Below are 24,967 nucleotides of genomic sequence, written 5' to 3' on the forward strand. Positions count from 1 at the left end.
CCACCTGTTAGAATCGGTATCACAAGGAAAATAGGTGGGGGAGTAATTGGAAGTCAAAAAAACGATGAGGCTGGTTGGCTGTCACGTTAGATGTTGCAATTGATGTGTCATACTTCACCTTTAGTCCCTTACGTTCAGTGGGGAATAGCCAACTAAAAACGCCATAGTAATTTTTCGTTGGCACTAAAACTTCCTACATCGGAAATCCCCCACTGATTGAAATTTCACTTTTTAAAAAGTTAATATCTGCATCATGCAAGTTTGAAAATAGAAAATGCCACTGGACTATTCGAATATGGAGGTTATTGATATGAACAATAACAATGATTATTTAAAGTCTCCAGATTTGTTGCCTATTCCACAGGATCAACGCAAGGTTAGTGCATTTGGATTTTCAGTTATTTGGATTGGAATGGCAATCGTACTTGCAGCATTCGCAATAGGGGCAGGGGGCATAATTCATTTATCAATGCCGATGCTTATACTTGCAACACTTGTTGGTTCCATTCTTATCGGGATTTTTATGGTACTCATCGGAGATATTGGCATAGAACATGGCCTTTCCTTTCCCGTTTATATGCGAGCACCATTTGGTACAATCGGCACACATTTACCATCCTTAATGCGAGGAATAACAGCCTCGTGTTGGTTTGGGATTAATACGTACTTTGGAGCACTTGCTATCAATGGAATATTGAATATCCTGTTTGGTTTCGATAACTGGTTTATTTGCTTCCTATTATTTGCAGTTTTACAACTTTTCAATACATCTCTAGGTATTAAATCAATTGAGCGTTTTGCTGATTTGGCCGCACCTATCATTATCTTAATCTCTTGCTGGATGTATATGACACTCGCAGACAAAGCAGAGGCTACAGGAAAAAATGTCTGGACTTGGGTGGAATCTCCAACTACCGGAATGGCAGCACTTACAGCATTTATGATTGTTGTAATGGCAAATATGGGATTCTGGGCAACATTGGCTGCAGATATGCCAACTTTATCTCGATTTTTTAAAGCACCTGCAAATGAGCGTAATTGGTTTAAACGAAATCGTACTCAATTAGTCGGTTCACTCATCATCATGCCGATTGTCAATACTTTTATGATTGTAATTGGAGCAGTTTGCTATATGGCCGTTGCCTCAGCTGACCCAATCAATGCATTACAACAATCGGCAAGTGGTTTTATACTTGCTATGCTTTTGTTGATGATTGTACTTGCACAATGGTCTACCAATACATCTGCAAATGTCATACCTGCAGCGACCATTTTTTCTAATATTGGTGGTCCTCGGGTACCATTTTGGGTCGGTGTCGTAATAGCAGGTATTATTGGTACATTATCTCAACCATGGAGCCTATTCGAGATGTTAAATTCAGTATTACTTATTATTGGGGGCATCTTAACATCGATAGTAGGTATCTTATTTGCTGATTATTATTTATTACGTAAACGTCGTGTCAATGTTCAAGAGCTTTACAAGACTAATGGTCAATTTAGATATTTGGGTGGTTTTAATTTAGCAGGATTGATCTCATTTGTTTTAGGTGGCATTATTGCAAATCTATTCCCAACCTATTCATCTTTAATTGGATTTATAGTAGGAGCTGTTTTATATTACTTCTCTGCAAAATATTGGTGGTTCAAAAAGTATCCACAACAAGAAATAGAAGATCCAGATGATGGGAGATTCCTAGGAATCTCAGCAGGAAGAGATTGGAAGATTGATCCGGCCGAACAACCAGAAATAATACCTGAAGTTGTGCAAAATATCTCAACAGATGGAAAGCAGCCATAAGGGGGAGATTCTATGTCAGAATATTTACAGGTAATTATAGAAATTAAACAGTTGGAAGCATTTCTAAATCAGCAATTTAGTATTAAGTCTATTGAAGAAAACTTAGATGGTGCCCAAGTAGTTCTTGTTAATGAAAAACAACAACAAGAAAATATGTTAATTACCACTGCTGAAGCTCGTAAACATCTCTCGGCAAAATTACGGGAACAGTTAAGCAAACAACTACAAAAATAATTCGCGATTTTATAAAAGTAGACTGTAGCCAAGCAAGTAAATATATTTGGCTACAGTTTTTTAAAGCAGTAATTATATTAGAATATTAATATGCTAGGAATTAGCCATTTTTGATGCAGGAATGGAAAATTAAGACAATAGAAATGCTAGAATAAAATATTTATGAATAAAATGTACCTGATGAATTTTGTCGAAAACTAGAAAAGGTGCTTTTTTTTCGTGAATTATGACTTTATACATATCGTTTTCTATAGAATTTAACTCAAAAACAAAAGAGGAATTTTCAAAATGGTACTTTTGGGCATTGAATAAAATAGTTGTCATTTAAATCTGCTAAACCGTTATATACCTCACTTTTAACTAAAATTTGGAAATATTTCGATATCAAGATTATTATTATACTAATATATATTTAATTGACCGTTATAGTTCTTTTCACATAAAATTTTCTATGTACAAAGCTTTCATTGCGTTAGTCGTGAGCAATTATATAGTGATAAGGAGCTGGTAAACGTGGCAGGGCAAATTCGTATGACTCCACAGGAACTAAAAAGCAGAGCAACTAAATATGGTTCAAGTAGCGATCAAATTAAAACAATTCTAAGTGAATTGTCAGCTTTGCAAGATCAATTACGTTCTGAATGGGAAGGTAAAGCTTTTGAACAATTTGATGTTCAATTCGAACAATTAAAACCAAAAGTAAACAATTTTGCAGAATTACTACATGATATTAAAGTTCAACTTGATAACACTGCAGATGCTGTAGAACAACATGACTTACAGCTTTCTAAAAACTTCGGATTACAATAAACCAACCTAGTTTATTCAACGAAGGTTCACTGCGTACAACATGAAGCTCAAAAAAGTAGTAAACCTACTAATATACTTAAAGTACTTTAGGACCGTTGAAATTTTCGACGGTCCTATTGTATTTATATGAAGAAATAATGAGGTGTAAAAATGATCAAAAAATATCGTTTGCCACTTTTTATCGTCCTAGCGTTACTTCTTGCAGCGATTATCGCATACATACCTTTTAACTCTGCGACAAAAGAAAAAACTGAAAAAGCAAATTTCAAAATGGATGTTGCAGTTGTTAATTTAGATGAGCCAGTGGACTATAATGGAAAAACTTATAACTTTGGGGAAGAGTTTAAAAAAAGTTTAGAAAATAATGATACGCATCGATTCCACTTAGTAGATACAGCAGAGGCGGAAGATGGAATTGCAGATAAACGATACAATATGGCAATTACTATTCCAAATGATTTTACTAAACGGGCACTTTCAATTGATCGTGTAAGCCCTGAACCAATTAAACTTTTATATAAATTAAATGAATCAGATAACGAAATAACGAAAGCACAAGCACAAAAAATCTCAGGTGACTTATTAAATTCTTTCAATCAAAAAGTTATCGATGTTTTCTTTGCAAGTGTTATTGGGAATTTACAAACAGCTCAAACGAATGTTCGTGACATTGTAAAAAAGCAAGATCAATTGGCAGCAAGTTATACATCAAATATTCATGATCCATTAAAAGACTATACAAGTAGTTTAACGCAGATTGATGATAGCACGAGTGTTACAAAAGATGCTTTTACTGGTCTTAACAAAGATTTAACCAATTTTTCAAAAGATGCACAAAATAGTCAAGATGGGATTACAACAGTAAGCCAAACAATGGATATTATGCAACAATACCTCGGTGAAGGAAATGACAGCTTCAATAATCTTGTTAGTCTAATCAACGAAAATAATAATACTGTAACAGCAAATAACACGGAGGATTCAATCCAGTATTTGAAAGACCAGCAGCTTTTATTGAGTCAAAAACTTGGAGAAGATACTTCAAACTTATCAACAGATATTCAAACAAGCCTAACTTCAACAAGAGATAATATTACGCAATATACTTCAGTATTAAACGATCGGATTGACAATACTATTTCAACAGAAGTAACGGATCTCATCTCAGATTCATTGAATGATTCCTTATCTGACCCTGAAAATAAAGCTAAACTTGATACATTGTTTTTAGTACCAAAAAGTAATATTGAAAAGAATATTTTGCATACGATTGACCAATTGCCTTCACTTGATGAAAAACAATTAAATAATTTGGATGTTTCTCCTCAAACAAAAGATCAATTAGCTAAAATCATTTATGCAGCCAAGAAGTATGCAAATGAAAATGGTCATCCAGTTGTTTCAAGCGGTCAATTTTCAATTCAGTATTACATTCAACAAATGAAACAAAAACTAATGTCAGATGGCACAGTATTAACAGATGAAGTGAAAATACCAGCGCAAGAAGCAGGAAATCGTACATTTACAATCAATGCGCCAAACGGTTTTGTGACTCGAAATATTGTATTAACATTGCCAAATGGCAACGTCTTCACAATTCAACCTGGAACAATCGAGTTACCAGCAATGCCAAAGGGAAAAATAAAAGTCATTGCGACATTTGCATTAGTTGATCCAAGTATAGATATTTTATCTCCAACAAATTGGAGTTGGACATTAAGTAGACATGATGAAGTTACAGAAACTGCATTAGTACATCGTTTGATTACGCCTGTATCTTTGCCAACTAATCCAGTGGAAGAATTACAAAATCAAACGGCAGACCCAACTGTTGAACAACCGGAATCACAAACAGAACCCCAACAAGAAGATACGGCTGGGGAAGCAAATAAGGAAGCGGATTTAAATAAAGAAACAGGAAATACACAGTCAGAAGATGATACGAAGCAAGCAGTAGAAACAGATAAACAGGATGGCACAAATCCATCAGATCAAAATCAACAAAAAGTGCAACCAAAAGAGAATGAGTCAGAACCTGCAGAGGATTCTAACAACCAAACTAAAACAATTACCAATGATACGATTCATCATGAAATTCAAACAACTTTAGCAACACAAGAAGATATTCCTTCTCAAGTTGTCATGTCAATATGGAATTATCAACGCTTACAAGCATTATTCAACTTGTATTTTGATATAGATGTATCGAATCCAGAACAATTTGCTCGACTTTCTTCAAGTACTTTTGAACAAATTGGAAGTGCTAACTCAGATTCCCTTTATTATGTACTTTCAAATAAAGGAATGAAAGATTTTATTATTTCAACGATTAAACAATCATTAATTGATGAAACAACTGATAAACTTTCTACTGATTTGAGAGATGTTAATGAACAAATAAACACATACAATGATGAAATTAATGGTATTTTAGAAAACTTCCCAACATTGATGCAACAAATTGATGATGCAACTTCGATTGCTCAACAACAATATGATGAAATCGATTTGCTATTACCACAAGCTGAACAATGGAGAGAAGCTAGTAACAGTCTTGTAGATTCGAGTGTTCAAGTAAAGGACCAAAATGATAAAGAAGGTCAAGTAACAATTGACTTAGTTGATGGAATTTCAAATTTACTAACATCTAGTAGTACAGTTGCAGAAAATGCAAAAGAGGCTAACTTACAAGCAAGTTCAGTTTACGATTCATTTGATAACATCAATAAAACTGCAACACAAGTGAAAAATGGTAGTACGGAAATCACAAATAAAGCAGACCGATTAGCGAATGATTTAGTTACAAAAGTTTCAAAAGATAACACATATGCCATGAACTTTGGAAACGTATTGGCAAATAGTAAAATTGGTAATGCGCCAAATGAAGATTTATATGATTTCTTATCAAACCCTATCAATATGACAAAATCATCTATTGAAAATGCTCGCGATACACGTACCACTTTCTATTTAATTGTCATTGCATCATTCTTGGCATTATTTACAGCTTATGTCATGTCAGGCTTTAAACGATTCACTTTTAAAAAGTCTGATTTTGAAAATGTAGAGGATCAAGGAATCTTTTCAAAAAACTTCCCAATAACTCTATTCACAACAATCGTAGCAATTATAGAAGGATTAATTGTTGGCGCCGTATCATTAGCAGTTTATAAATCGATTGCTGTTTCACCTGTTATTTGGATTACGATTGTTACATTATTAATGACTTTATTAGTTCTTGCAGCAACATACCTGTTACGCCAATTTAAAATGTTTGGCATGTTCATCATTTTACTCGTAATCAGTATGTACTTATTCTTCACAGAAGCGCTTGGATTTGACTTTGAACGATCACCAATGATTAGAGAATTTTCTCGATTATCACCATTGCACTATTTAGAAAATAGCATTTCAAATGTATTAAATAGCAATAGTGGAAGCTTCATAACAATGACTGCAATGGCCATTGCAACCATCGTATTTTTTGTTATTAACTTATGTGTCTTTAAATTAATGAGAAAGAAAGAAGAGGTACTTCATGAAGCATAAATGGAGTATAGCTCTACTATTAGTTTGGTTCATGTTCGGTTTCAACACTCCTGTTCAAGCTGAGGAGAATAATGGAAATCTTACGATTGATATCAACCGAATTAATCAAGATAAAACCAAAATCGATTCGACTGAAAACAAGATTAAAGGTACAGAGGACGTTTTTACGGATGACAGCATTAAATTAGAAAACGAAATCAAACAAAATGAGAAGAATAAAGAATCAGATAGTATGAATGCCCTCTTTCAAAAAGGCTTTATGAAAAAACAAGATACGCTATCTACCAATGGTTTATTTCAAGAACAAATCAGTGTAAGTAATATACAACAGGACATTAAAACGGAGAGTTCAGCAAATCGCTGGCTCTTCGTTACAATTCTTTTTCTAGTCATTGCAGTACTATGTTTTGGAGTATTCCTTTACCTGAAAAAATTGAATGTGGGTGAATCAAATGAATAATCATGTGCGAGTGACAATTGATTTTACACGTAGTGGTGGAGGTATTTACGATTTGGCCATATCAAAAAAAATGACCGTCAAACAATTATTCATTGCCTTATCAACCAGTCTAAACGAGAAAATTAATTTGAATAGTGTAATCAAGTTACCCTTGAAGCAACGAACACTTCAAGCAGAAGATCGATTATCGGATGGTTCAATTTCGAATGGTGAGATCCTCATTATCGAAAACGAACAAATTTAAAAGGGGAATGTTGAAATGAAAAAAACACTCAAAATAGGAGACATTGAATTTGATGTAAATCAGCAAGAACATATGCTTTTGCTTGCTTTACCTCTAGCAGATACTGCACTTAAATCCGAGCAAGAATTAGTACTGCTAAATCAGGATACCAGCTATTTCTTACCCTCAGAAACAATAATAGCAGGTGAAAACCTTGAATTTAACTATTCACTAAAAGAATTTAAAACATATGACTCCATAAAAAAGCTAGAAAGAGTAGAACAGCTACGACTTTTACATAATATAGGACGTTTTTCAAAATTATTAAATGGTCGAACAACGATCATTTTACATCCCGATAATTTAGTTTATGACATTAATCTAATGCCGTTGATGATTTACCGTGGAATCAAAAATGTACTTCCGCCATTAACAAATACGCAAATAGACTTTTTAAAGGCTTATAAATGTTTAGCAATTGCAGCATTTTCAACAGAATTTCAATTTGATGATTTGATGAATGGTGCACTCGCTCGAGCAAATAACACTGCATTTGAAAAAGCGATTCAACAAACTGAAAGTGTAGCAGAGCTACAAGCATTATTAATGGACTATTATACAAAAGAACGGAAACAGTCGATTAAAAAATTCCAAAAGGTTTCTAAAACAAAATTCAAAGGGTTCAAAATTGCTACATTATCTTTGTCTATTGTTAGCATCATTCTATTATCATTAGTCCTCTATGCTTTTAGCTCTAAAATTCCTACAGAAGAGTTATATAACGATGCCAACGCTTCCTTTATCAATGAAAATTATGTAGATGTAAAAGAAATATTAAAAGAACAAGACATCAATCAGTTACCCAAAAGTATAAAAAAGATGTATGCAATTTCGAGTATTAAAACGAGCGGATTGCAAGATGAACAGATCACGAATTCGATTAATTCAATATCTTCCATTTCAGATGAACGTTTATTAAATTATTGGATTCAAATTGCACGTAATAACTTTAGTGAAAGTCTAAAACTTGCTCATAGTTTAGATGTCAATGATTTAATAAAATACAGTTTAAAACTGTATGAAGATCAATTAAAGAAAAATACCACAATGGAACAAGATAAAAAGGATGCTAAATTAAACGAGATTGACAGTGAATTAAAAGCGATTCAAGAGGAAGAGGATGCAGCAAGAAAAGCAGTAGAATCGAAAACTCAAAAAGCGTTTGAAGAAAAACAGCAACAACAGCTAGAGGAACAACAAAAGCAAGAAGCGTTGAAAAAACAAAGTGACAAAAAAGAAAAGAGTAAAGAGTAGGGGGTGATGAAATGCGTTATCTATTAACTGTAGTAGAAGAAAATAGCTTTCATCGCTACGAATTTCATAAAAAGCAACAAGAACATTTAACAATTAGCGCAAAACCAACAGCTACCATCACGATCCCGACTCTGAGTAAGGAAATCCATTGTACATGGGATGGAGAAAATTTAAGCATTGACAACAATACTTTAGGAATTAACCAAAAGCAAATATTATCAAATGTTGCACTAACTTTTTTTGAAGCAGAGGAAATGCACTACGACTTATTTGATGTAACAAAATGGACACTTGGTCATGAAGTAGAAAATGATATTGTTTTGGCAGAGAATGTACCTGATCGAATCATCATTCATCAAGAAAATTCGCATGAATATTCTTTTTTTGCAGTTGAAGGCAACATTTATATAAACAACAGAGCTATGACAAAAGGAATATTCCAAGATGGGGATTTACTCTCTATTCAAAATATCTTGCTTACAGTCACAAATGAAATAATGACGATTACTTGCCCTGCAAATAGCTGCCAAGTTCAATTGCAACCAATTCATGTTGCACCAACAGTTTTCAAGAATACGTTTCATCGCTCACCACGTGTCAGGTATCATCAGCCAGATGATGAAAAAGTGATTGCAACACCGCCCACTCGTCCGACAAAACCTAGTGAACAGTTAGGGCGTATTATTGTCCCGCCACTTGTTATGATGGCAGCGATGCTATTAGTTTCTATTTTCAGACCAACAGGAATTTACATAATAGTCATGTTATCCATGACTATTGTCACCATTATTTATGCCATCACTTCCTATATTCGAAATGTTAAAAAGTATAAGGAAGATATGAAGGAACGCGATGTAAAATTTAATGCCTATTTAAGAGGTAAATCAAAAGAATTATACGAAGTTCAACATGAGCAAAATGAAGCACTCAAATATCACTATCCAAAAGTGCCTGAACTAATAGAATTATTACGAAATCAATCAGCAAGAATGTATGAAAAAGCGCCATTCCACAATGACTTTTTATATTATCGCTTAGGTGAAGGAACGATTGATGCAAGTTATCCAATTAAACTAAACATGGAAGAATTTACACTAGAAGAAGATTCTTTAATGGAAAAAGCCATTCAAATTAAACAACAATATGAGCAAATTGAGCATGCGCCCATCATTGCGGATTTGATGAATGGAGCAGTAGGGTATATCGGCAAACGTCCGCTTGTTTTACAGCAACTAAAACAAATGATTGCACAGCTCGCATTTTTCCATAGCTACCATGAAGTACAATTTGTGATGGTCTTCAAAGAACAAGAAAAAGAACAATGGGATTGGATGCGCTTTTTACCACATGCAAGTTTACAAGCAATCAATGTTCGGTCTTTTGTATACCATGAACGTTCAAGAGAACAAGTGATGAATTCCCTATATCAAATTTTAAAAGAACGCAAACAACAAGTTGAAAAGAAAAATACAAAAGATAAAACGGTCTATACTCCACAATTCGTACTCGTGATCACAGATGAAACCATCATTATGGATCATTCCATCATGGAACTATTACAAGAAGATTGCAGTACAATAGGTGTTTCGGTTATCTATGTACAAGATGTAATGGAATCTTTACCGGAATATATTACGACGGTTATTCGCATAAAAGATTCTACAACAGGTGAGTTATTTATCCAAAATGGCGAATTGAAAAAGCAATCCTTCCAATTGGATTCCGTTATGCCAAATCATTTACTTGAAGAATTATCGAGAAGATTAGCAGCATACGAACATCTTCAAAACCTTGAAAACCGTATTCCGGAAAGCATTACATATATGGAAATGTATGGTGTCCAGACAGTTCAAGAATTGCAAGTGGCATCAAGATGGCAAAAGCATAAGCCATATAAAAGTCTTGCTGTGCCACTAGGAGTAAGAGGTAAGGATGATATTGTGTCCGTAAATTTACACGAAAAAGCACATGGTCCACATGGTTTAGTTGCAGGTACGACCGGTTCTGGTAAATCAGAAATTATTCAATCGTATATTTTATCATTAGCCACAAATTTCCACCCATACGATGTAGGCTTCCTGTTAATCGACTATAAGGGCGGAGGTATGGCGAATTTATTTAAAGACTTACCTCATTTACTTGGCGCCATTACGAACTTAGATGGTGCACAATCAATGCGAGCTCTAGCTTCGATAAAAGCAGAGTTGCGGAAAAGACAGCAAATCTTTGGGAAATATGAAATCAATCATATCCATCAATATCAAAAGCTTTATGAGGAACATATTGTCAATGCGCCAATGCCAGAACTCTTTATCATTTCCGATGAGTTTGCAGAGTTAAAGGCTGAGCAACCAGAATTTATGAAAGAGCTTGTCTCTACAGCACGTATTGGTCGCTCTCTAGGCATACATTTGATTCTTGCTACCCAAAAACCTAGTGGGGTTGTAGACGATCAAATATGGTCCAACTCTAAATTCAAATTAGCGTTGAAAGTGCAAAACGAAAGTGATTCAAACGAAGTATTGAAAACAAAGGATGCGGCTGACATAACACAGCCAGGTCGAGCTTATTTGCAAGTAGGGAACAATGAAGTGTATGAATTGTTCCAAAGCGCCTGGAGTGGTGCAATGTACAAAGGAAACCAAACAAATGAAGATGTTGAAGACTTTACGATCTATACCATTAATGATCTTGGTCAATTTGAAGTACTAACTGAAGATTTAAGTGGTTTAACGCATAAAGTCATGCCAAAACAACAAGTAACAGAATTAGAAGCTGTTATTGAAGAAATTCATAAAACAGCGTTAACAGAGCATGTCAAAGCATTGCCAAGACCGTGGTTACCACCGCTAAGAGAAAGAATTAATCGATTTGAAATAAGCAAACCACGTTCAGAAAATCATTTAGTTGCACAAATCGGCATGCTCGATTTACCACATGACCAATTACAAACACCATTCACTCTTGATTTTATAAAAGATGGTCATGTCGCAATTTTTGCTAGTCCTGGATATGGGAAAAGTACGATGCTCCAAACGATTGCAATGCAACTAGCAGACCACTACACACCAGAAGAAGTGTATTTCTATTTACTTGATTTTGGAACAAACGGATTACTGCCTTTACGCAAACTTCCCCATGCAGCAGATATGATTCGACTAGATGAAGATCAAAAGCTACATAAATGGATGAAGCGTATAGCTGAAATAATCAAAACACGCAAAAAACTACTAAGTCAGTATGGCGTTTCCACATCAGCCATGTATAAAGAACTAACAAAAGAAGCATTACCCGATATAGTAATTTTTGTAGATGTGATGGATGCTGCAAATGAATCTTCATTAAAAGATCAATTTGATGATTTGATGGCGAAGATTGCACGTGACGGAGTAGGATTAGGAATCTTCCTAGTCATGACAGCTAGCAGACAATTGGCAATTCGAACACCGATTTTGATTAATATTAAAACACAAATTGTCTTATATTTGATTGATCAGTCAGAAAGCAGAAGTATTATCGGAAAATCCGATATTGCAGCAGAAGAAATTCCAGGTCGGGCACTCATAAAGCTTGATGATGTAACGCTGATACAAGTGGCATTACCTGCAGAAGGTGAAGATGAACTTCAATTATCTGCAAACCTTCACAACCATATCGATGAAATTAGCCTAAGCTGGAACGGCTCATTACCTGCACCAATTCCAATGGTACCTGAAAGTGTGACAGAAGAATTCTTCCTTGCATTGCCATCGGTAAAAGAAGCCTATGCAAAACGCAGATTACCAATAGCAGTAGATATGGAAAAGGTAGAGGCTGTATCAATCGACTTTACGATGCAGCAACATTTGCTTGTTATTGCTGACGCAGAAATTCGATTTAAGCAAGCATATGAGGCTATTTTATACACAATGGAACAAGCAGAAATTGAGCCACAACTCTTAATTGTCGATCAAGTAACAGCTATTTATAGCTCTCTACAAAGTTATAAATCACAATATGTTCAACAACTTGACGATACACAAGCTTTAATTGAACAGTTAGTAGAAGCAATGGAAGCTCGCAAACTGGCGTATGTCGAACAACGAGAGAATGGTATCTCTTCATTACGTGAATTTATCTTGAATTTAAGCCCAATAGTTGTACTATTTACCGATATGGAAGCGTTAAATAATCAGTTGACATCTACCTCTCAATCTCAGCTAGCAAAAGTTATTACAGATGGCGCGAATTATGGTATTCATCTAATTATCGGTATGAATAGTCAAATGACAAGAAGTTATGATGAAGCATCAACTGCACTGAAAAAATTAAATACTGCTATTTCAATGGTCCGTTTAAATGATCAATCCGTATTAGAAGCACAAAGACCATATCGTGAAAAAGAGTTGAATGCATATGAAGCGTATTATATTTTAGGAAATCATACTGAAAAAATAAAAATCCTATCCGCAATGAAAATAGGGGTGATGTAAATGGCTTGGGAAGATGTAAACATTTTTAACTGGGGTTTAAGTGGTTATGAAATCAAAGCGAAAATGTACCGCCAACTATCTCGTGCTTTAACAACAGATAAAGAGAATTTACTTGATCGAATTAAGGATATAGAGGATTCAACAAATACTTATATGCAAGAACATCCATATTTAAAAAACGAAGGATTTCCAAGTGATCTCTATAAAACAAAGCAGGCATTAGTAGATAAAAAAATGGAACAGCTCATGACGGATTTAAAAAACGAGAAGATTGAGTATACATCAGCCATTTCGATTGCAGATGAACGTGCTGGTCATTATCAACAATTAGCAGATGAAGAAAGATGGAAAAAAGAACAAGAAGAACGTGATAGAGAAAAAGCAAAAGCAAAAGCGGCGAAGGAGGGATAATAGATGTCTCAAGATGTTGAAATTGATGGAAGTAAGTTAAGTGAGGCTATTGTGCAAGCAAAAGCAATCAAAAAGTCTCTAGATCATGCAATAGCGAGCGCAGAAGGATTTGCAAGTAAAGTAAGTGGTGCAGTGTGGTCAGGAAGTACTAAAGATGAATTTCAAGCTTTTTTGGACCTTATTATCCAGTACCACAAAGACGTTTGTGAAGCCGCAGATAAAAATGTAGAATCATTAGAAAATCTAAAAAAAGATATGGATCAACTGATGAATGAAGCAATAGTTAATGAGGTGGAGGGAATAGGATGACAGCACTATACTCAGCAGAAGAATTATTATTACTTGCTCAAGCGTTTGACTGTCAGCTGCTCTTTGGCCTTCCAGATAAACAATTACTCTTGATCAATAATCGACAATGCTTTGAAGAAGCAAAGCAGAGCCTTGTTGAGAAAAACATCATGACAACGGAAAACGAATTGACTAAAGAAGGCGCAATGGTCATTCATCTTTTAGAGCAATATGCCACAAGTAATCGATATATCCGACTTGACAATCTCATGACTGGGTTTGGAAAAGACAATCATCTCATTACCATCAAATGGCGTGAAGAGGGAAAATTCCAGATTTATGTTCATCAAGATCTTGCCTTTTTGAAACGAATTATGGAAGGCTATCCATTATTCAATCGTGAACCACTAAAAGAGGATACGACCTATTTAAAGAAACCTGCTCAGCTAAAAGATATTGAAGAGTATTTTGAAAAAGGGAAGCCAACCATTCAATTAGAATGTTTTACGATTGACTATAACAAAAAAACAACGACTTCAGAACAATGGATGTTCTTTGAAAATAACGGAAAACTTAACGGAATCGACGTCAACCATGAAGCATCATACTACTTAAGCCAATATTTCCTTGTGAAGAAGATTTATGATTTCTATCGTTTTCCTTATAAGGAGGCGCAGATCCAATGAGCAAAGAAATAAAAATGAGTGTTGACGAAATGGTTGCTTTTCTTCAATATATCGAAAAAATCATTAACGAGCTCGAAGTAAATATGAAGCCAGCGATTGATGAGCTTAACGATATCCAATTTTACTTAGATGGCAAAGCAAAAGAAATTATGGGGTCTTATGCAGATGCCAATAGCCGAATGCTTGAATTAAACAATCTATATAGCCGTGCCTTTTCCATTGTTAACGGAATTATGAATAGTATGATTGAAGAAGATGAAGCCCTTGCAACTGAAATCGCCAAAGGATTGGGGATGATTCAAGGGTGAAATTGCTGTATGAAGAAGAAAAATGGATTAAAATTGCCAATGCTTTGGAAAATGTCAATGAAGTACATAAATACGACAGTAAATATGGTAAAGCAGATGACTTATTTGACGATTCCAAATCAGAAATTGCATCCAAAGATGTAGATGGTGCCATTCACTTTAATCCCCAAAAATACGAAACAGATGCAACACCCATTCGGCAAGATTATAAGAAATTGTATGATTATGCCAAAGGGATTGGTAAAGTTATAGATGAAAAGGTGGATGAACCGTTTTATAAATCTATCGATAGCTATATTCAAAAAATGGCAGATTTGAATATCTCGTCATATAGCACTGCAAATACAATTAATGTAGAAGAAGGCTTCATCTTTAAACACGACAAAGAAAAGATTACGATAAACGATCTTTTCGAAACCGACACAACGTATTCCAAAAATCTGAAGACAGAATTTGAGGCATGGAAGCTGCAAAACCAGGACCAAGACATCTCAGAAAAAGATTACCGCTTAGCAGCACTAAATACTGGCGCATTCGAATATGAAGGCATTAGAGCCGGCCAAGAAAAGAAAGAATTTTGGTTCAACATAGTAGCAGCTGGTTTAGTCATCGGCCTCACAATCGTCTGTCCACCAGCAGGTCTAGTAGCAGGTGGCATCTACACAGCAATCGATGTTGGTGGTGCAATCAAAGGTGAAGATCTTATATCTGGAAGAAAACTATCAGATGATGAACGAATCATGCGAGGCGTCTTCGCATTAGCCCCCGCAGCAGGTGGCCTGGGAGTAAGAAGCGTATTGAAGAATGTACCAGCCCTTGCAAAAGTCTTGACGAAAGCAGCAGGAACACTAGATGATGCGGTCAAACCAATCAAAAACACGGTAGACAATATCACCACCAAAACAAAACAAACAGCTGCATCTGCTATCCAAAATGCCAAGCATCTAGGAAGTCAACATGTTAATAAGCTTCAATACATGTTGAAACATCCAGTAGTAGCGGCCGTAACATCGAAATCAGGCGAAGCCACCATCAGGAAATCAGCGAAATTCATTGATGAAGCATTGCGTCCCGTCCATGTTCGGACTGTACAAACAACAACCGGGGATACAATTGGTACAGGAATTGAACGCGGTGAAAATAAGGGTACTTTTTCGAAGAAGGCTGATGATTTTATTGCGAAGATGCAGGCGGAGAAGGAATTATATTCTGAATCAGAAAAAGGGCTATCTTATAACGCTAAGGAACTTCTAAAACAATCAACCTGCAAACCTGAGGAATTATACAAGTATTTAAAAAATATTGATGAAGATTTAGCTGAAGATTATTTGAAGTTCGGAAAGTGGACTGAAGAAATTCAAATACCAAAGGATTCTAATGTATTGCAACCAAATGGTAGAATTGATTGGTCTGTAGTTCCACAAGATGGGTTTACGCTTGATAAAAACGGAAATGTAATAAAGGAACCATATATACCTTATATAGGAGAAATAATAGATAGATATGGTCCAACTGACGGTAGGTTTACATCTCCTGTTAATGGGAAGCCATATCCATATGATCAACGTTCTTTACCTTATATTGAAGATCCTGCAAAATACCATCAATATGAAATAATTGGTGATTTTGGTAATATAAAGCATTATTATGATAACTGCTTAGATATGGAAATAAAAAATGATATTGATGATTATATGAATTATTGGGATCTTTCTTTTGAAAGTTTAACAATACAAAAGGGTGAAATTGCTCCTGCAATAAAGTTTAATTCTAATGGTGGCGGTATTCAATATCAATTACCATTACCTATTAAAATGTTACAATCTTTAGGATTAATAAAAATGATTTAAGAGGTGTTCCCTTTATGAATAATGAAGAAGTGAAACGTTTATTACAAAACGGAAAATTAAAAAATTATTTATTTTTTCAAACTCCTAACTATGAAACAAATCATGTAGGAATATTAAAAAAGGATAATATCTACGAAGTATTTGCTACGTCTGAAAGAGGGGCTATTTCGAGAATAAAAACTTTTGAATCAGAAGAAGAGGCTCTTGATAATTTTCTATCAAGACTTAAATCTTTAAATCGTTTATTAGAAAAAGGCTATTTTATATAGTGTTATTAAATAATGAATGACGTTGAATATAAATGTAAATAGAAAATGACCAAACCTGTTTAAATTACAGTTTAAAAACCATAATCGAACAATCGAAATAGCAAAAAAGAGTGTCAAAGAACATTGTAGTTCGTTTAATGACGCTCTTTTTCTTCATTCATTTATTAAAAAATAAATTGCAAACAAAAATGAACTATTCTTAGAAGAAATATTTATATCAATTAAGAAAGATTATGAAGTTTCTATAAAAATTATAAAGAAAATATTGAAATTGATGATGTGACTTACGGAGTGAAAGGTCTGCTGTACATTGGATTATTAATTTAATAGAGAGCAATCAATTATGAAAATATTGATATGGATGAATACATAATGGTGTTTGATTGTATAACTGATGAGCTATATATATTAGGATGTGTTTTAGAAGATGAAGTATGGAAAATATTTCGGACAAACGAACACAGTGGACATTAAATTATTAGGAGTTAACGATTAGAATGATGCATTTGATTACTTTTATAAACTTGTTGTGTGTTTTATAGTAAGGGTTGAATGATTAAAAATGATAGCACTTAAATATAGAATGAAATCAATGACTTATTAAAATATTGGCTACAAAGTCCAGCTGTCTATTCTTCCAAATTCAAATACACTTTTAATTAAGAATATAGTAGCAGTTTATATTTGAAATATCTTAATGGTAGTTTTAAACATAGTTAGAGGGTTTATTGCAATATGGGATAACTGTGCCCATATTAAACGGAGCGATATTAGAGGAAATCGGAGTTATACCAAAATACTAGGAGATGTGAAAAATGACAAAAGACGAATTCATTGAGCGCATAGAAAAGGGAAATATTAACACAGGTGAATACCTAGTGGTAATCGATGAATTGACTGACGCACCATTAGTTGTTGGTTGTGTATTTAAAGACAATGTGTGGAGAATATACGAGACGAAAGAGCGAAGCGGACATTTTATTATTAAGGAAATAGAAAATGAAAATGATGCATTTGATTATTTTTATGAATTAGTATTAACCTATCATTAAATTTATTAAAAGATAAAGAATTTCTAGATTTCCCTTTTTTAGAGTAAAAATATGAAAAGATAAATGAAAAGATAAAATATATATTTCTTGTAATATTTTGTAGCTAGGTAACATTGTTTCCAGTAAATAGACATAAATACGATTCAGATTAAGAGGTGAGTAAGTATTAAATCTGTAAATGTGCAACTAGATGATAATAATTGGATGGAAATTACACAAATAAACGAAGATTTATTCGAAGTTAAAGTTAGTCAAGACTACACGGTTAGGCAGTTTTATTTAACAAGAGAGCAATTTAAAAAGACAGCATATTATATAGAATTGACTGATGAATAAAAGAAACTTATTAGTGAGTTGGAGGATGTTGCGTTGTATTGTGTCTAAAAACCTTTTGAATGAGGTGGATTGATGTATTTTTAAAGCCCATTTCAGATGATGTTAGATTTGCCCAAATAGAATTTCGCAAACATACAAAAGTTAGGATGCTTGTTTTAGGATGCTTTCTTGCCTGTATTGCTGCTATACTTCAAGCAGCAGGTGGCTATTTACTAGGAATCGGATATTTTATCAGTCCATTTGCTACGTTACCCATTCTGCTTGGTTCCATGTTTTCTCTTCGGATGGGCGTGATGTCTTATATTCTGACCATCCTGTTGCTCTTCATTCTATTTCCAAGTGAACTAGTGGTTTTTCCTTTTACAACAGGCTTGTTAGGGATAGGCATAGGTGCAGCTTTTTTCTTTTTTAAGAAGAGATTCAGCATTATCACTCTTGGTGCCATTCTTTTAACAATAGGAATTATGTGTCTACTATATGTTATTCACTTTCCCGTTCTTGGTCCAGCCATATCCAATTCGTTTTCATCTCTAACTGTAGGAATTATATTTTTCTTTTCATTCCTTTATAGCTGGTTATGGGTTGAGATTGCGTTATTCTTTTTAAAAAAATTAAAGACTATTATAATTAGGTGACTATAATATTTCGATTTATTTGCAAAAGTCCTGAAAAATAAACAAACAAGTGCGTCTTATTTCGCACTTGTTTGTTTTAATTTCGATTCAATTAAATTTAAGAAATTTATCTGGTATTAAGTCGAATCTTATTGTGATGGAACAATTTCAAAAACAGTACCTAGGTTAAAGTCTGTCACTTTCATAGAGCCATAAACCCCTAAATATAATCTGCTTTGATCCAAATTCGTTCCCAAAGTAACATAATAAGCTGATTGAGACCCAAAATCATAGTCGGTTTCAATAATACTAAAATCATTTAGTTTACAATCCGGTCTTACATTGGTATAAGCTAAAACACCTCTAACTGGAGGTTCCGAGTCTTCATCCCTAGCTAGATCGGTAAACACAACACGTCCTGTTAAATTGGGGATTTCATTTCCCATATAAGCTTGCACTCCTGTAAGTGCAGTTCCTCCAAACTTATCGGGTCTTTGTTCTTTATGGAAATAACTCGTTAAAGGCTGAAGACGTCTGGTTGAAGTTTTTATTGCTTCATTGTAATAAGCAATTGATATATCATCTAAATTTGGATTTTCAGTGCAGGCACTTATAATCGATGTAGGTAATGCGCCTTCCCACCCTCGCCAGCCAAAATTAACAAATCCATCTTGGTCAGGTTGAAATTTCATTAAAGAAGCTTGAACAAGCTGAGTAACCGGTATGGGTTTATAATGAACAAATGAAAAAATTGACTCTACCAAATCTTGGCCTACATTTCCCACATATTTGATATACTGATTGTAAAACCGTTGAAATGAAATGCCCGGTATATTGCGTACTCCTTTGGCAATAACCGTAAGCGTTTCTTGAATAGGTACAGGAAGTTCATGAAACCGTGTGACTACCGGGGGATTATAGATAAATGTATTTTTATCTACATCTATTTCAATAATTTTACCGGCAATTTCCATATCATCCTGGCTTAAGTTAAATGGATCATAGCCCGATCCACCATCTCCAGTTGTTAAAATAAGTTTTCCTGTTTCAGGTGAAAAGTTTAAGCTATTAACACCATTATGATTAAAAAATGGTCTTCTTATATTAAGTAAGGTCCGTCTTTTTTGAGGCTGGCCATTTGATTGTAGAATCCATTCTTCAACTGTATCAATATGATCATATTGAGTTTCTCTATTTAGCCATTTTTGGTTCAAAGTTGTGGGGTCACACGGGTTAGGCTTAAAAGGTTTCGAAAGAGCACCTGGGCCTTGTGTTCCAGCTACTGAATAATGAAGATAAAACAAACCGTTATAATAAAACAAGGGATGAAAAGCTAGTCCTAGCAATCCTCGTTCATCATAACCACTACCCGAAACACCCTGTTCGAAGGTACCTAGTTTTAAGATTTGCTGGCGAATATCTAGAAAAGTATTTACAACTCCATTTCCAATGTAAAAGATTTCTCCTACCTGAGTTGCAATAAATAATCTTTCAATAGAGTCACCCGGAAGTATTGCTGTTTTCAAAACAGTAGGTAAATTTATCTTATTTACAATGGGCCGTAAACTAACTTTGACTTTTCTCAAATAGCCTCACACTCCATCTTACTTTTATCTTTTTCAAGAATATGATAAGTACTGTTCTATTAGTACCTAAATATCATCGGAGAATTTGACAAGGCATTCTAATTTTGTAAATTAAGCACTTGGAATTTAAAGTAGAGCAAATTGTTACAAACATAAAATGATTGATATGAGAGGTTTGTAGGAAATAGTTTGAATGATGCATACATGGTAAAATAGGAAGGTCTTTAGATAATGAACCAAATTTAAATTCAAATTGATAAAGGGAAGGAGCGGGAGTACATGGACATAAAAGTAACAAACAAGATGATAAAAGAAATGTGCGGTACCGTTGCCTTTAAAAAAGGAGATTCTTTTTATCGAGCAAAAAAAGTTACGTTTAATCAGTATAAAAGCGATTATTGTCATGCAATAGTTCATGGTGCTGAAGATTTTCAGGTCACAATTGAAAAAGATGCAAAAGGTATAAAAGCAGTGTGCAGCTGTCCTAAGTTAGAAAATTATCAAAAAAGTTGTCAACACGTAGCGGCTGTTTTGTTAGCAATTAGCGAACGTCATCGACTTGGAATTAGTCCAATTGATGAAAATGACCAAGCTAAAAATAAAGTGATGACAGATGAATTTATGAAAATCTTCCATAATCAAACAAAAAGAAATAGTGGACACCAGCGCCATTTTGAAAACAGGGAAGTTCTTGATACCCAGTTTATACTCAAACCAATAGAAACTATTAAAGATCAGTACTTGTTTGGAATAGAGCTAAAGATTGGACAGCTGATGGTACAAAATATTCGAGAATTTCTGCAAGATGTAAATCAAGGGGAACCTAGTCGTGTATCTTCTAATTTCTGTTATGATCCAACTATTCATTGCTTTACTAGCATATCAGATGAAGTGATTCAACAACTTATCGGTATTATTTTGGATGAACATACACTTTTGAACTCATTTTCAAGCAGTTTTGAATGGAGATTTTTTAATCAAACAGTATTAATCCCTCCATCTATGTGGGGAGAATTTATAAGGTTAATTGAAAATGCCCCAATAACACTTGAAAATAACGGTCAATCATTTGGAAGTTTACGAGTAAAGAATGGCCCGCCGCCACTTCAATTTACAATTGAAGAAATGAACAGAAATGGGTATCAACTTATGGTAAAGGGTTTTGAACAATTGGTTATTCTAGATTCTTATAATTGTGTTTTAAGTAAAGAAAACATATTTTGTATGGAAGAAAAGGATACTGAACGCCTATCAGAAATTAAGAAAATGCTACCTTCTATGGAATCAAACCATATTTCAATTTCATACAGTCAATTTGATAATTTTTTAAATAATGTTGTTCCGGGTTTGAAAAAAATTGGAGAAGTTCACTTTTCTAAAACAGTTACTCAGAAAATCCTAAAAGAACCGCTAATTGCCAAACTGTACTTAGATCGTGTGAACAATCGATTGCTAGCAGGATTAGAGTTTCAATATGAAAATACCATCATTCAACCATTAGAAAGTAGAGATATTTCAATAGGACCAATGATTTTTAGGGATTTAGATAAAGAAGAGAAAATACTTCAACTCATGGATAATAGCGGCTTTTCTAAAACAGAGGGCGGCTATTATATGCAAAATGAGGAACTGGAGTATGAATTTTTATATCATGTACTACCACAACTACAAAAATTGGTACAAATTTTTGCGACAACAGCAATTCGAAATCGTATCGTTACAAGAAATGTTTTTCCTAAAATTAGGGTGAAACATAAAAAGGATCGAATGAATTGGTTGGAATTTAAGTTTGAAATGAATGGATTTGCTGATAACCAGATTCGAGACATTTTAGCAGCACTTGAAGAGAAACGGAAATATTATCGACTACGTGATGGAGCACTCCTTTCCCTTGAAACCAAGGAAATGGAAGAACTTCAACGCTTTCTACATGAAGTTCCTATTCAGGATGATGGTTATGAAGCTAGCCTTAATGTGCAAATGATTCAGGGACTTAAATATCTTGATTATTTGGATTCAAATATCTTTAAAGTTGAAGAATCCTCCCGTAGGTTTATTGATCAATTCGTTCATCCACATTCACTAGATATAGAAGTACCTCAAAGTTTAAATAATATATTAAGGGACTATCAAAAAGACGGTTATAAATGGTTGAAAACTCTTGCTAGTTATGGATTCGGTGGGATTTTAGCAGATGATATGGGGCTTGGAAAAACCATTCAAAGTATTACATACATTGTTTCAGAACTTTCAAGCATTCGTGACAAAAAACTGCCTGTTCTCATTGTTTGTCCTTCATCTCTTACTTACAATTGGTTACACGAACTGATGATATTTGCTCCTGAGGCTCAGGTGGTGGTGATGGACGGCAAAAAAGTGGATCGGGAACAACTACAAAAGGATATAAAGGATATAGATGTCATGATCACTTCCTATCCATTACTAAGACATGATATTAAGTGGTATGAGAACCAAACATTCCATACTGTATTCTTTGATGAAGCTCAAGCATTTAAGAATCCAATGACACAAACCGCAAGAGCCGCTAAAAAAATTCATGCAGATCATCGTTTTGGTCTGACAGGTACACCAATTGAAAACTCACTTGAAGAATTATGGTCAATTTACCATGTTGTTTTTCCACAACTATTCCAAGGGTTACAAGAATTCAGCTATCTTTCCAGTAAGGCAGTTGCGAAAAGGGTACGTCCGTTTTTATTACGAAGATTAAAACAAGACGTGTTAGCAGAGTTGCCTTCAAAAATTCAATCAGTTGAATCTTCAGAGTTATTACCTGAGCAGAAGAAACTTTATGCAGCCTATTTAGCAAAGCTTCGACATAAGACATTAAAACATCTTGATCAGGAAACCATTCACAAAAACCGCATTAAAATTTTAGCAGGGCTAACACGGTTAAGACAAATTTGTTGTCATCCAGCCTTGTTTATTGATGGTTACAAGGGAAGCTCTGCAAAGTTTGAACAGCTTCTGAAAATTATAGAGGAATCAAAACATTCAGGAAGACGAGTTTTGATATTTTCTCAATTTACGAAAATGCTGAAGTTGATAGGAAAAGAACTCATAATGAGAGGGCAAACGTACTTTTATCTAGATGGACAGACCCCATCAGATGAACGGGTAAAGTTATGCAATCGATTTAATGATTATGAGCGGGATCTATTCCTAATCTCATTAAAAGCAGGTGGTACTGGATTGAATTTAACAGGTGCAGATACCGTCATTTTATATGATTTTTGGTGGAATCCTGCTGTTGAGGAACAAGCTGCTGACCGAGTACATCGAATTGGGCAAAAAAATGAAGTTCAAGTGATTAAACTTATGGCACGTGGCACAATTGAAGAAAAGATGAATGAACTACAAGAAAAGAAGAGAAATCTTGTTTCAACTATAATCGATTCCGATGAAAATATTTCAGCAACATTAACCGACGAGGATATAAAAGAAATTTTGGGGATATAAATCTGGCCAATAAAATTGGCAATATTGAAGAACAGTAGGATTGTATTTAAATTTAAATGAAATAGCTCCTCTTTCTTAGGGTGAACTAATACACCATATCAATCGTTGTTACTTCAACTGGGTATCCGTATAGAACTGAAAAAAGCATAATGAATCAGACTGCAAAAAAGTAGATTTATACTTTTGAAGCAGTCTTTTTTGTTGAGACTTATGATGAAAGAAAAGTTCTGTAAAAATAAATAGTCGCATAGGATTTTAGAAGGTATCTATATTGGAGGTCAAACAATGCGAAGGAAATCCTTCATTATTTTGGGATTATTATTTATTTTAGGAATAATGATTGCCTTGATAAACATTAACGTAAAACAAAAAACGGAACTTACAGTAGCTCAAAGTTTGGAACAAACGAAAGTAGAATACGATAAAATAGAACAACTTTTAGAGACAGCACACCCAAAACTAAGCAACCAGTTTGACGAGATAGGGCTAAGCTTTTCTCCGGATAAAAAAGTCCTTACAGTAAAAGTTAAAGATAAAAAGTTTATAGAAAAAAATGAGAAGAACATTAAAAAACAACTAAACGAAATGGCAAATGAACTAAAAATGGAGAAATTTAAAATCCAGTTAGATGTAACACCTAAAATAATAGAGAAAGACCGAAACTTTACAGAAAAAGTTAATAAAGCTGTTGAAAGTGCTAAAGAAATTCTAGATTCACATGGATTAAAATCAAGTACAATTTCTTATGAATCAAATATTGCATCTAACCAATTACTTGTGGAGTTAGATGTTAAAAATAAATTAGACAGTAGTAAGCAAAGGCTAATCAAAAGACAAATTTCGAATGCAGTTTATAAACAAACCAATACGAAATTTGAAGTTAAATTGAAACAAAGTAAAATCGATTTACAAGATCAAGCATGGCAGCCAATTTTCAGTGCAATGAATAAAGAGGCAAACAAAAAATTTAAGGAATACCGAGGATTTTCATACTCATTCAACCCTTCTCCTCTACAAATCATCATTAAAACGGATTTAAAAAAATCAATCTGGTCTTGGAATCTACATAATAAAATTAAAAAAATAGAGGATCACATCGGAGAAGTAATTAACATCAAACAAAAAGAATTTTCTGTTGAAGAAATACCATATGAAATTATTATAGAAGGCAAAGATAATAAAAGAATAAACTAAAAAGTTGAATGGTTTTTAACCAATTCAGAC

The 24,967-nt window shown here is 34.1% G+C and carries 19 protein-coding genes; 18 read left to right on the plus strand and 1 reads right to left on the minus strand.

What is annotated here, in order from left to right; all coding sequences use genetic code 11:
* The first annotated feature begins 310 nt into the window (after positions 1-310).
* From ACWV26_RS08670 to ACWV26_RS08745, 16 genes are all read left to right on the plus strand, one after another.
* The gene (locus tag ACWV26_RS08670; RefSeq protein WP_455897946.1) at positions 311-1,801 is read left to right on the plus strand and encodes an NCS1 family transporter; all 1,491 of its coding nucleotides are present in this window, start codon (positions 311-313) and stop codon (positions 1,799-1,801) included.
* 12 nt (positions 1,802-1,813) lie between these two features.
* Positions 1,814-2,035: a hypothetical protein gene (locus ACWV26_RS08675; RefSeq protein ID WP_455897947.1), complete on the plus strand. Its 222-nt coding sequence runs from the start codon at positions 1,814-1,816 to the stop codon at positions 2,033-2,035.
* A gap of 513 nt (positions 2,036-2,548) precedes the next feature.
* The gene (locus ACWV26_RS08680; RefSeq protein ID WP_455897948.1) at positions 2,549-2,845 is read left to right on the plus strand and encodes a WXG100 family type VII secretion target; all 297 of its coding nucleotides are present in this window, start codon (positions 2,549-2,551) and stop codon (positions 2,843-2,845) included.
* Positions 2,846-2,995: 150 nt separating this feature from the next.
* Entirely contained in the window at positions 2,996-6,394 is a 3,399-nt protein-coding gene (esaA, locus tag ACWV26_RS08685; RefSeq protein WP_455897949.1) for a type VII secretion protein EsaA, read from the plus strand.
* A complete protein-coding gene (essA, locus tag ACWV26_RS08690; RefSeq protein WP_455897950.1) occupies positions 6,384-6,854 on the plus strand; it encodes a type VII secretion protein EssA in 471 nt (156 codons plus the stop codon). Before esaA ends, essA begins: the two co-directional genes overlap by 11 nt.
* On the plus strand, positions 6,847-7,098 hold the full coding sequence (locus tag ACWV26_RS08695; protein ID WP_455897951.1) for a type VII secretion protein EsaB: 252 nt from the start codon (positions 6,847-6,849) through the stop codon (positions 7,096-7,098). Before essA ends, ACWV26_RS08695 begins: the two co-directional genes overlap by 8 nt.
* A gap of 15 nt (positions 7,099-7,113) precedes the next feature.
* Positions 7,114-8,391, plus strand: a complete 1,278-nt coding sequence (gene essB, locus ACWV26_RS08700) for a type VII secretion protein EssB (protein ID WP_455897952.1) — start codon at positions 7,114-7,116, stop codon at positions 8,389-8,391.
* A gap of 11 nt (positions 8,392-8,402) precedes the next feature.
* Complete coding sequence (gene essC, locus ACWV26_RS08705) at positions 8,403-12,863, plus strand: type VII secretion protein EssC (RefSeq protein ID WP_455897953.1); 4,461 nt, start codon at positions 8,403-8,405, stop codon at positions 12,861-12,863.
* On the plus strand, positions 12,864-13,274 hold the full coding sequence (locus tag ACWV26_RS08710; protein WP_455897954.1) for a hypothetical protein: 411 nt from the start codon (positions 12,864-12,866) through the stop codon (positions 13,272-13,274).
* 3 nt (positions 13,275-13,277) lie between these two features.
* Positions 13,278-13,583: a WXG100 family type VII secretion target gene (locus tag ACWV26_RS08715; protein ID WP_455897955.1), complete on the plus strand. Its 306-nt coding sequence runs from the start codon at positions 13,278-13,280 to the stop codon at positions 13,581-13,583.
* On the plus strand, positions 13,580-14,248 hold the full coding sequence (locus ACWV26_RS08720) for a DUF5081 family protein (RefSeq protein WP_455897956.1): 669 nt from the start codon (positions 13,580-13,582) through the stop codon (positions 14,246-14,248). The genes ACWV26_RS08715 and ACWV26_RS08720 overlap by 4 nt, the downstream gene beginning before the upstream one ends.
* Positions 14,245-14,556, plus strand: coding sequence for a hypothetical protein (locus ACWV26_RS08725; protein WP_455897957.1), 312 nt, complete (start codon positions 14,245-14,247; stop codon positions 14,554-14,556). The genes ACWV26_RS08720 and ACWV26_RS08725 overlap by 4 nt, the downstream gene beginning before the upstream one ends.
* The gene (locus ACWV26_RS08730; RefSeq protein WP_455897958.1) at positions 14,553-16,406 is read left to right on the plus strand and encodes a glycohydrolase toxin TNT-related protein; all 1,854 of its coding nucleotides are present in this window, start codon (positions 14,553-14,555) and stop codon (positions 16,404-16,406) included. The genes ACWV26_RS08725 and ACWV26_RS08730 overlap by 4 nt, the downstream gene beginning before the upstream one ends.
* Positions 16,407-16,420: 14 nt before the next feature.
* Positions 16,421-16,675, plus strand: coding sequence for a hypothetical protein (locus ACWV26_RS08735; RefSeq protein ID WP_455897959.1), 255 nt, complete (start codon positions 16,421-16,423; stop codon positions 16,673-16,675).
* Between the two features lie 815 nt (positions 16,676-17,490).
* Complete coding sequence (locus tag ACWV26_RS08740) at positions 17,491-17,727, plus strand: hypothetical protein (RefSeq protein WP_455897960.1); 237 nt, start codon at positions 17,491-17,493, stop codon at positions 17,725-17,727.
* A 395-nt stretch (positions 17,728-18,122) separates the two neighbouring features.
* Complete coding sequence (locus ACWV26_RS08745) at positions 18,123-18,698, plus strand: hypothetical protein (protein WP_455897961.1); 576 nt, start codon at positions 18,123-18,125, stop codon at positions 18,696-18,698.
* A 128-nt stretch (positions 18,699-18,826) separates the two neighbouring features.
* Here the strand turns inward: ACWV26_RS08745 and ACWV26_RS08750 are convergent, their stop codons facing one another.
* A complete protein-coding gene (locus tag ACWV26_RS08750; RefSeq protein ID WP_455897962.1) occupies positions 18,827-20,263 on the minus strand; it encodes a PQQ-dependent sugar dehydrogenase in 1,437 nt (478 codons plus the stop codon).
* 279 nt (positions 20,264-20,542) lie between these two features.
* On the opposite strand from ACWV26_RS08750, the gene ACWV26_RS08755 reads away from it, so the two are divergent.
* Both ACWV26_RS08755 and ACWV26_RS08760 read left to right on the plus strand, forming a co-directional pair.
* Positions 20,543-23,743, plus strand: coding sequence for an SNF2 helicase associated domain-containing protein (locus ACWV26_RS08755; protein WP_455897963.1), 3,201 nt, complete (start codon positions 20,543-20,545; stop codon positions 23,741-23,743).
* Between the two features lie 285 nt (positions 23,744-24,028).
* Positions 24,029-24,937, plus strand: a complete 909-nt coding sequence (locus ACWV26_RS08760) for a hypothetical protein (RefSeq protein WP_455897964.1) — start codon at positions 24,029-24,031, stop codon at positions 24,935-24,937.
* Positions 24,938-24,967: the final 30 nt, after the last annotated feature.

This window comes from Rummeliibacillus sp. JY-2-4R, from assembly GCF_053847205.1.